General features: G+C 55.1%; 12 protein-coding genes. 8 read left to right on the forward strand and 4 right to left on the reverse strand.

What is annotated here, in order from left to right:
- The coding region (gene gcvP, locus ACW14G_RS20990; protein WP_455648765.1) for an aminomethyl-transferring glycine dehydrogenase at positions 1-1,401 on the forward strand (1,401 nt) is incomplete at its 5' end.
- Between the two features lie 60 nt (positions 1,402-1,461).
- Positions 1,462-2,205, forward strand: coding sequence for an SDR family oxidoreductase (locus tag ACW14G_RS20995; protein WP_163446055.1), 744 nt, complete (start codon positions 1,462-1,464; stop codon positions 2,203-2,205).
- Between the two features lie 124 nt (positions 2,206-2,329).
- On the opposite strand, the gene bglA is transcribed toward ACW14G_RS20995, so the two are convergent.
- Together bglA and ACW14G_RS21005 are read right to left on the reverse strand one after the other, a co-directional pair.
- On the reverse strand, positions 2,330-3,763 hold the full coding sequence (gene bglA, locus ACW14G_RS21000; RefSeq protein ID WP_249022770.1) for a 6-phospho-beta-glucosidase BglA: 1,434 nt from the start codon (positions 3,761-3,763) through the stop codon (positions 2,330-2,332).
- Between the two features lie 121 nt (positions 3,764-3,884).
- A complete protein-coding gene (locus tag ACW14G_RS21005) occupies positions 3,885-4,613 on the reverse strand; it encodes a MurR/RpiR family transcriptional regulator (protein ID WP_065355987.1) in 729 nt (242 codons plus the stop codon).
- Between the two features lie 51 nt (positions 4,614-4,664).
- Between ACW14G_RS21005 and yqfB the strand changes: the two genes are divergently transcribed.
- Both yqfB and trhA read left to right on the forward strand, forming a co-directional pair.
- Entirely contained in the window at positions 4,665-4,979 is a 315-nt protein-coding gene (gene yqfB, locus ACW14G_RS21010) for a N(4)-acetylcytidine aminohydrolase (protein WP_065355986.1), read from the forward strand.
- Positions 4,980-5,137: 158 nt separating this feature from the next.
- Complete coding sequence (gene trhA / locus ACW14G_RS21015; RefSeq protein WP_223803877.1) at positions 5,138-5,800, forward strand: PAQR family membrane homeostasis protein TrhA; 663 nt, start codon at positions 5,138-5,140, stop codon at positions 5,798-5,800.
- A gap of 57 nt (positions 5,801-5,857) precedes the next feature.
- Here the strand turns inward: trhA and ygfZ are convergent, their stop codons facing one another.
- Complete coding sequence (gene ygfZ / locus ACW14G_RS21020; RefSeq protein ID WP_249022771.1) at positions 5,858-6,841, reverse strand: tRNA-modifying protein YgfZ; 984 nt, start codon at positions 6,839-6,841, stop codon at positions 5,858-5,860.
- 243 nt (positions 6,842-7,084) lie between these two features.
- On the opposite strand from ygfZ, the gene sdhE reads away from it, so the two are divergent.
- On the forward strand, positions 7,085-7,351 hold the full coding sequence (sdhE, locus tag ACW14G_RS21025) for an FAD assembly factor SdhE (protein WP_065355983.1): 267 nt from the start codon (positions 7,085-7,087) through the stop codon (positions 7,349-7,351).
- On the forward strand, positions 7,332-7,745 hold the full coding sequence (locus ACW14G_RS21030; protein WP_065355982.1) for a protein YgfX: 414 nt from the start codon (positions 7,332-7,334) through the stop codon (positions 7,743-7,745). Before sdhE ends, ACW14G_RS21030 begins: the two co-directional genes overlap by 20 nt.
- Here the strand turns inward: ACW14G_RS21030 and fldB are convergent.
- Positions 7,742-8,263 carry a flavodoxin FldB gene (fldB, locus tag ACW14G_RS21035; RefSeq protein WP_064542782.1) on the reverse strand — a complete coding sequence of 174 codons (522 nt, stop codon included), beginning with the start codon at positions 8,261-8,263 and terminating at the stop codon, positions 7,742-7,744. The genes ACW14G_RS21030 and fldB overlap by 4 nt on opposite strands.
- A 102-nt stretch (positions 8,264-8,365) precedes the next feature.
- Here fldB and xerD point away from each other — a divergent pair, with 102 nt between their 5' ends.
- Together xerD and dsbC are read left to right on the forward strand one after the other, a co-directional pair.
- Complete coding sequence (gene xerD, locus ACW14G_RS21040) at positions 8,366-9,262, forward strand: site-specific tyrosine recombinase XerD (protein WP_064542785.1); 897 nt, start codon at positions 8,366-8,368, stop codon at positions 9,260-9,262.
- 22 nt (positions 9,263-9,284) lie between these two features.
- Positions 9,285-9,682, forward strand: a 398-nt coding sequence (gene dsbC, locus ACW14G_RS21045; RefSeq protein WP_455648766.1) for a bifunctional protein-disulfide isomerase/oxidoreductase DsbC, incomplete at its 3' end; no start/stop codon positions are given.

Below are 9,682 nucleotides of genomic sequence, written 5' to 3' on the forward strand. Positions count from 1 at the left end.
ATGCACTCGCTGGAGCGTAAAGATCTGGCGCTGAACCAGGCGATGATCCCGCTGGGTTCCTGCACCATGAAGCTGAACGCCGCAGCTGAGATGATCCCCATCACCTGGCCGGAATTTGCCGAACTGCACCCGTTCTGCCCGGTTGAGCAGGCCGAGGGCTATCATCAGATGATCGGTCAGCTTTCCGAGTGGCTGGTGAAACTGACCGGCTACGACGCGCTGTGCATGCAGCCGAACTCGGGCGCACAGGGCGAATACGCCGGTCTTCTGGCGATTCGTCACTATCATGAAAGCCGCAACGACGGTCATCGTGATATCTGCCTGATCCCAAGTTCTGCCCACGGTACTAACCCGGCTTCTGCACAGATGGCGGGTATGCAGGTGGTAGTGGTAGCCTGCGATAAGAACGGCAACATCGATCTGGCGGATCTGCGCGCGAAAGCGGAGCAGCACGCAGACAATCTTTCCTGCATCATGGTGACCTATCCGTCCACCCACGGCGTGTACGAAGAGACCATCCGTGAAGTGTGCGAAATCGTGCACCAGTTCGGCGGCCAGGTTTACCTCGATGGCGCGAATATGAACGCCCAGGTCGGCATTACCTCCCCGGGCTTTATCGGCGCGGACGTTTCGCACCTCAACCTGCACAAAACCTTCTGCATTCCGCACGGCGGCGGCGGCCCGGGCATGGGGCCTATCGGCGTGAAATCGCATCTGGCACCGTTCGTGCCGGGCCACAGCGTGGTGCATATTGAAGGCATGCTGACCCGTCAGGGCGCGGTGTCCGCGGCGCCGTTTGGCAGCGCGTCGATTCTGCCAATCAGCTGGATGTATATCCGCATGATGGGCGCGGAAGGTCTGAAGCAGGCAAGCCAGGTAGCGATCCTCAACGCCAACTACATTGCGACCCGCCTGAAAGACGCTTATCCGGTGCTGTATACCGGCAGCCAGGGGCACGTGGCGCATGAATGTATTCTGGATATTCGTCCGCTGAAAGAAGAGACCGGCATCAGTGAGCTGGATATTGCTAAGCGCCTGATCGACTACGGTTTCCACGCACCGACCATGTCCTTCCCGGTGGCGGGTACCCTGATGGTTGAGCCGACGGAATCTGAAGGCAAAGCTGAACTGGACCGCTTTATCGACGCGATGCTGGCGATTCGCAGTGAAATCGATCGTGTGAAAGCGGGCGAGTGGACGCTGGAAGATAACCCGCTGGTGAACTCTCCGCACACCCAGAATGAGCTGGTGGCCGAGTGGAATCACGGCTATAGCCGCGAGCTGGCCGTCTTCCCGGCGGGCATGGCGAACAAATACTGGCCGACCGTAAAACGTCTTGATGACGTGTACGGCGACCGTAACCTGTTCTGCTCCTGCGTACCGATGAGCGAATACCAGTAATCAACTGATTGCACTATCTTTTAAAGGCGCTACGGCGCCTTTATTTTTTGGGAGAAATGCATGGCTCTTGCATTAGTGACCGGCGCCAGCCGGGGAATTGGCCGGGCTACCGCGCTACAGCTGGCACAGGAAGGGTATACGGTGGCGGTGAATTACCACCAGAACGCGCAGGCGGCGGGAGAGGTCGTCAATGCCATTACAGCGGCAGGCGGTAACGCCTTTGCGGTGCAGGCGGATATTGGCGATGAAGCACAGGTGGAAGCGATGTTTGCCCTGCTCGACAAGCAACCGGAACCGTTGATGGCGTTGGTAAATAATGCCGGAGTGTTGTTCACCCAAAGCCGCGTAGAGGCGTTAACCGCAGAGCGGATTAATCGAGTGTTAACTACCAACGTGACCGGCTATTTCCTGTGCTGTCGGGAAGCGGTAAAGCGCATGGCGATACCGCACGGCGGGAAGGGCGGAGCGATTGTCAACGTCTCTTCGGCTGCCGCGCGACTTGGATCGCCGGGCGAGTACGTCGACTATGCCGCGTCGAAAGGAGCGATTGATACGCTAACCACCGGGCTGTCGATTGAAGTGGCGGCGCAGGGGATCCGCGTGAACGGCGTCAGGCCGGGCTTTATCTATACCGAAATGCATGCCGACGGCGGAGAGCCGGGGCGCGTTGACCGGGTAAAATCCGTTCTGCCGATGCAGCGCGGCGGGCAGCCGGAAGAGGTGGCGCAGGCGATTGTCTGGCTGCTGAGCGATAAGGCGTCTTACGTGACAGGAAGTTTTATTGAGCTGGCCGGCGGGAAGTAGTGCGGTTTGCCCCCCTCACCCCGGCCATCTCCCCAAAGGGATGAGGGAGAAAAGCAGACGTCAGCATTTGCACGAACGGTCCCCTCTCCCCTTGGGGAGAGGGTTAGGGTGAGGGGAAAACCGCTTACAGATTCTCGCCGTTGCTGGCAATCACCGCTTTATACCACTCAAAACTCTTCTTACGTGAACGCGACATATCGCCCGTACCATCGTCGTGCTTGTTCACATAGATGAAGCCATAGCGCTTGCTGTACTGCCCGGTGGTGAACGACACGCAGTCGATGCAGCCCCATGGCGTGTAGCCCATCAGGTCGACGCCGTCATAGGTTACCGCTTTCATCATCTCTTCAACGTGCGCGCGCAGATAATCAATACGGTAGTCATCATTGATGCTGCCGTCTTCTTCCACTTTATCGTAAGCGCCGAAGCCGTTTTCCACGATAAACAGCGGCTTCTGGTAGCGCTCGTATAGCTCGCACAGTGAATAGCGCAAGCCGACCGGGTCAATCTGCCAGCCCCAGTCGGAGGCTTTTACGTGCGGGTTCGGCACGCTGCCTTCAAAGCCGGAAATGGCATCGCCGCTGCCGCCTTCTGCCTTCACGGCGTTGGTCATGTAGTAGCTAAAGCCGAGGTAGTCGCAGGTGCCTTCACGCAGAATGGCCTCATCGCCGGCTTCCATCTTGATGTTGAAGCCACGGCGTTCCCATTCGTTGAGCACGTAGCTCGGGTAGTAGCCGCGCAGCTGCACGTCGGTAAACACATAACGTTCACGCATCGATTCCTGGGCGAACATCACATCTTCCGGCTTGCAGGAGAATGGATAGAGCGCCACCATCGCCAGCATGCAGCCGACTTTCATCTCCGGGTTGATGCGACGCGCGGCTTTCACGGCGAGGGCGCTGGCCACGAACTGATGGTGCAGCACCTGGTACATGGTCTCTTCTGGGTTTTCATGTTCGGTGTAGACCACGCCGGAGCAGCAGTAGCCGAACAGCGGCGCGCGCCAGTTGCGCTGGTTGTTAATTTCATTGAAGGTCATCCAGTATTTGACCTTGCTCTTGTAGCGTTCAAACACCACTTCCGCGAAACGCACAAAGAAATCAACAACTTTACGGTTAGTCCAGCCGCCGTACTGCTGCACCAGGTACAGCGGCATTTCAAAGTGGGAGAGGGTAATCACCGGCTCAATGTTGTATTTGAGCAGCTCATCGAACATATCGTCGTAGAATTTCAACCCTTCTTCGTTGGGCTGGCTTTCATCGCCGTTCGGGAAGATACGGGTCCACGCAATCGACGTGCGGAAGCATTTGAAGCCCATCTCGGCGAACAGTTTGATGTCTTCTTTATAGTGGCCGTGGAAGTCGATGGCTTCGTGGTTGGGATAGTATTTACCCGGCACTACTTCCTGAGTAATTTCGCGCGGTACGCCGTGCGCGCCGCCGGTGAGGACGTCACAGATGCTGGGGCCTTTGCCGCCTTTATTCCAGCCGCCTTCAACCTGGTGCGCGGCAACTGCGCCACCCCATAAAAAATCTTTCGGTAAGGTCAGTTTTTTCATCTTTGCTATGGCTCATCGATTAGGCTTAATAAATCTGAGTCTAACAAAGGAATATTAAATGTCACGATATAACAAATTACCCCACAGGGCATATGTTACATCGAAAAAACACCCTGTATTTTTATGCTAATTTCTTCGCCAGTTTGCGGCCTAAGGATTCCAGAATATAAATAACCGGAATCTGCGTCGTAATATCGTAAACACCTGCAATACGCGTTTGTGAGACGTGCCAGGAGAGATTGAAATCCGCCAGCTTCGCCAGACGCGAGTGTTCATGGCTGGTGATCGACATGACTTTGCAGTGGTGCAGGCTAAACTGGCTGGCGAAACGCAGGATCTCTTCGGTTTCGCCAGAGACGGAGAGAACGATCGCCAGCGCATTTTTGGCCATATCATTGGTGACCGGAAAATAAGGATCGTCGATATGGTTGCTGAACTTCCCAATATTAGAAAAGAACCTGGCACCATATTTTGCTAATGACCCCGAAGTTCCCGCACCGACAAAAATAATACGCTCAGAGGCGAGAATAACGTCGACTGCGCGGTCGAGCAGTTTATCAAACTCATCATTATTGACGCTTTTGAAAAAGCTGATAATTTCACTGGCGCCGAAATTAGTCTGCTGCGGTTCTTCCTGCTCCAGATATAATTTGAAGCGAACGCGAAACTCCGAGTAGCCATCGCAGTTGAGCTTGCGGCAGAAGCGCATCACCGTGGTGGTGGAGACGCCCGCCGCGTCGGCCAGTTCACGAATGGTCATGTACATTACCGTGTCGCGATTTTTGATGACATAGTGATAGACCATCATCTCAAGATTATTGAGGCTGGCGATAGCGGCGTGGGAGAACATGCTCACGGTGGTGGATACTCGTTAATTTGAAAACCTAAAGGGAATAATACCATGCAGCCTAACGACATCACTTTTTTTCAGCGCTTTCAGGATGACATTGTTGCCGGTCGCAAGACTATTACGCTGCGTGATGCGGCAGAATCCCATTTCAAAACCGGCGATATTTTACGTGTCGGGCGCTATGAAGATGACGGGTACTTCTGCACGATTGAAGTCCTTGCCACCTCAACCGTAACCCTGGATACCCTCACCGAACGTCACGCTGAACAGGAAAACATGACGCTTCCGCAGCTTAAACAGGTGATTACCGATATCTACCCTGGTGAGAGCACCTTTTATGTTATTGAATTTAAATGCATTAAATGAAATTGCGTACACCTGTTAGTTGAATGAGTTTGTTAACTTATTGATTGTTCTTATTTTACAAAAAATCATCTTTTTATTTTAGCTTACATGTGTTCACTGGAACCATTCTCAGTTACGCTAGTGCCGTTGCTTGATTTGTCGTTCGCCCGGAGCGCGTAATGGATAAGAAACCACTCATTCATCAGGGATACTCTCTGGCAGAGGAAGTTGCCAATAGCATTAGTCATGGTGTCGGTTTTGTGCTCGGCATCGTCGGGCTGGTTTTGTTGCTGGTGCAGGCCGTTGACGCTAACGCCAGCGCGACTGCTATCACCAGCTATAGCCTGTATGGCGGCAGCATGATCCTGCTGTTTCTCGCCTCGACGCTGTACCACGCCATTCCTTCGCAGCGGGCCAAAGTCTGGCTGAAGAAATTCGACCACTGCGCCATCTACCTGCTGATTGCCGGTACCTACACGCCGTTTCTGCTGGTGGGTCTTGACTCTCCGCTCGCCCGCGGGTTGATGATTGTTATCTGGAGTCTGGCGCTGCTGGGGATCCTGTTTAAGTTAACCATCGCGCATCGCTTTAAGGTGCTGTCGCTGGTGACCTATCTGACGATGGGCTGGCTATCGCTGATTGTGGTGTATCAACTGGCGGTGAAGCTGGCGATTGGCGGCGTGACGCTGCTGGCGGTCGGCGGGGTGGTGTATTCGCTGGGGGTTATTTTCTACGTCTGTAAGCGGATCCCTTACAACCACGCTATCTGGCACGCGTTTGTGCTGGGCGGCAGCGCTTGTCATTTTCTGGCGATTTATCTGTACGTGGGGCAGGTGGCGTAACCATTCTGTGGCCCAGTCTCCAATCCCGGCGTAAACGCCGGGATTGCACAAAACAACTTACTCTTCGTCTAACGAATACGGCAGCGGCTTGATGCTTAAGGTGTTGGCATCGTCGCGCACGCGGAATACGCTGTCGGCTTCCATATCGTTGTTCATCACAACCTGCACCAGCAGTTGACCGTCATCGAGCTGTACTGCGGCCAATACGGTGCCGGTACGACGCCAGTTGTCGCCCATTTGCAGCTCTAAATCTTCACCAGCTTGTGGTACGCGGCTGGCTTTGCCTGCCAGCGTCCACAGCGCGCGCTTGTTGGCGCCGCGGAATTTTGCGCGTGCCACCATCTCCTGACCGGTGTAGCAGCCTTTCTTAAAGCTGATGCCGCCCAGCGCCTGTAGGTTGGTAGCCTGCGGGATAAACTGCGCGCTGTTGACTTCATCAATCACCGGCAGGCCCGCTTCGATGTTCAGCGCCAGCCACTGCTGGCTGTTGTTAAGTTGCGCTTCGCCGCGTAATGCCTCGGTGACGCGTTCGGCGGTTGCTTCGTCGGTTACCAGCAGGAAACGTTCTTCCGGATGAGCAAACCACAGCAGAGACGTTTCACCTTCCTGCAGGCAAGGTTTCTCGGCCCCCGGCAACTCGGTAAAGAGATTCGCCAGCGCGGCGCGAGCCTGGAATCCGGCAACGCCCAGCAACACCAGTGAATCATCAGCGGCGATGGTAACCTTCGAGAATACGGCGTATTTCTTCAACTGGGTCAGCTGCGCTTCACGCACGCTGCGACGCTCAATCCACGCGAAACCGTCCTGGCGACGGAACAGACGCAGGTTGCTCCACATTTTACCCTTGGCATCGCAGTGAGCGACCAGAAGATGTTGATGCTCATCAAGCTGCGCCACATCTGCGGTCACCTGGCCCTGCAGGTACTTTTCACTGTCGGCACCGGAAATGGTCGCCAGCGCCCAATCATCAAGCGTCATTAACGTCAGCGGTAAACGCGCGGAGGCGGAGGGCTGACGCGGAGGAAAAGGAGTAAAAGCCATATTGATATCCTGAATTGAGTAACGCGCTTATTTGTTCATGGTAAAAGAGATGCCCGCCATTGCAAGCGCTTTCGATGGCCGTTTTGTGCCGTTCGCGCGTTCTGCGAAGCGGCTCGTAATCAGATGAATACCCTTCATTTTGTATGGCTTTTTTTGGAATATGACGCGTGCAACGTGATATTCCAGTAAAGTAACTGCAAAAAACACGTTAAACTAGTAGCAACGTAATGCTGGAAGGAAATTATGGACATCAATAATAAAGCCCGTATCCATTGGGCATGCCGCCGCGGTATGCGCGAACTCGACATCTCCATCATGCCGTTCTTTGAACATGAGTACGACACGCTGAGCGATGAAGACAAGGCCCTCTTTATTCGTCTGCTGGAGTGTGACGATCCGGACCTTTTCAACTGGTTGATGAATCACGGCGAACCGGCCGATGCTAGCCTTCAGCGCATGGTGCAACTTATTCAGACACGGAATCGGGAACGTGGTCCTGTGGCAATCTGATTTACGCGTCTCTTGGCGCTCACAGTGGCTTTCTCTCCTGCTCCACGGGCTGGTGGCAGCGTTTGTGCTGCTGATGCCGTGGCCGCTGAGCTACACTCCGCTCTGGCTGATTTTATTGTCGCTGGTGGTGTTTGACTGCGTGCGCAGCCAACGACGTATTCACTCGCACCAGGGGGAAATTAAGCTGCTGATGGATTCCCGGTTGCGCTGGCGTAATCAGGAGTGGGAAATTCTGGGGGCACCGTGGATGCTGAACTCGGGCATGATGCTGCGGATTCGCCGTCCGGGCGGTCGTCGCCAACATCTCTGGCTGGCGGCGGATAGCATGAACCCGGAAGAGTGGCGCGATCTGCGGCGGATTCTCCTGCAGCAGCCCGCGCCCACTAAGCATTAAGAGAACTGTTCGGCCATTTCGCCGAGAATCTGTTCGCACCAGCTCTGAATGCGTTCGTCGCTGAGGTCATACTGATTGGTTTCGTCCAGCGCGAGGCCAACAAACAGCTGTCCATCGGCGATGACGGGTTTCGGGCTGGTGAACTCATAGCCTTCAGTCGGCCAGTAGCCGACAAATTTCACGCCTTTGGTCGCCAGTTTGTCGTGCAACATGCCGAGCGCATCGAGGAACCACTCGCCATAGCCGAGCTGGTCGCCCATGCCGTACAGCGCGACGATTTTACCTTCGAGGTTCAACGTATCCAGCTGTTCCCAGACCGCTTCCCAATCTTCCTGAATCTCACCGAAATCCCAGGTTGGAATCCCCAGAATGAGCACGTCGTATTGCTCCATTAAGGCCGGGGAATCATCTTTCAGGTTATGTAATGTGATCAGTTCCGGGCCGATAATGTCGCGAATTTTCTCCGCTGCCATCTCGGTGTAGCAGGTGCTGGAACCGTAAAAAAGGCCGATATTCATGACGTACTGCTCTCGATTCTTGCGATGACGATGCGGCTAGTGTACCAGAAAGGGGCCTGATTCAGGCATAATGGTGCTGATTTAACACGCAGAGGGCTCGAAGTGGAAAAGGATCTTGCGCGAATTGAACAGTTTCTTGATGCGCTGTGGCTGGAGCGTAATCTGGCGGAAAATACCCTCAGCGCCTATCGTCGGGATCTGACCATGGTGGTCGAATGGCTGGCGCATCGAAACCTGACGCTGGAAAGCGTTCAGAGCGACGATCTGCAAAACTTACTCGCCGAGCGTCAGCAGGGCGGCTATAAGGCGACCAGTTCCGCACGCCTGCTGAGCGCCATGCGGCGCTTTTTCCAGCATCTGTACCGCGAAAAAATACGTCAGGACGATCCCAGCGCGCTGCTGGCTTCGCCGAAACTGCCGCAGCGGCTGCCGAAAGATCTCAGCGAAGCACAGGTTGAACGCCTGTTGCAGGCGCCGCTGGTGGATCAACCGCTGGAGCTGCGCGATAAAGCTATGCTTGAGGTACTCTACGCGACCGGACTGCGCGTGTCGGAACTGGTCGGCCTGACAATGAGCGACATCAGCCTGCGTCAGGGCGTGGTGCGGGTGATCGGTAAGGGCAATAAAGAACGCCTGGTGCCGCTGGGCGAAGAGGCGGTCTACTGGGTGGAAAACTGGCTGGAACATGGCCGCCCGTGGCTGCTGAACGGTGTGGCGATTGATGTGCTGTTCCCCAGCCAGCGCGCGCAGCAGATGACCCGACAGACCTTCTGGCACCGTATTAAACATTATGCCCAGCTAGCGGGAATCGACAGCGAAAAGCTGTCGCCGCACGTATTACGACACGCGTTTGCCACCCATCTGCTCAACCACGGCGCAGACCTGCGCGTGGTGCAAATGCTGCTGGGGCACAGCGATTTGTCGACGACCCAAATTTATACGCACGTTGCGACCGAGCGGCTGCGACAACTTCACCAACAGCATCATCCACGCGCATGATGTTGATTTAAAAGGACTGATTATGAAAAAAGGTTTAATGATGTTTACTCTGCTGGCCGCCGCGTTCTCCGGCCTGGCGCACGCAGACGATACCGCGATCAAGCAGTCGCTCGCTAAACTTGGCGTACAGAGCACTGACATTCAGCCCGCCCCGGTCGCCGGTATGAAGACCGTGCTGACCAACAGCGGTGTGCTGTACGTCACCGACGACGGCAAGCACATCATCCAGGGGCCGATGTACGATGTTAGCGGCGCGCAGCCGGTTAACGTGACCAACGCGCTGCTGATGACCCACCTGAAGGCGCTGGAAAAAGAGATGATCGTTTACAAAGCGCCGCAGGAAAAACACGTTATTACCGTCTTTACCGACATCACCTGCGGCTACTGCCACAAGCTGCATGAAGAGATGAAAGACTACAA

Source organism: Kluyvera sp. (assembly GCF_965301105.1).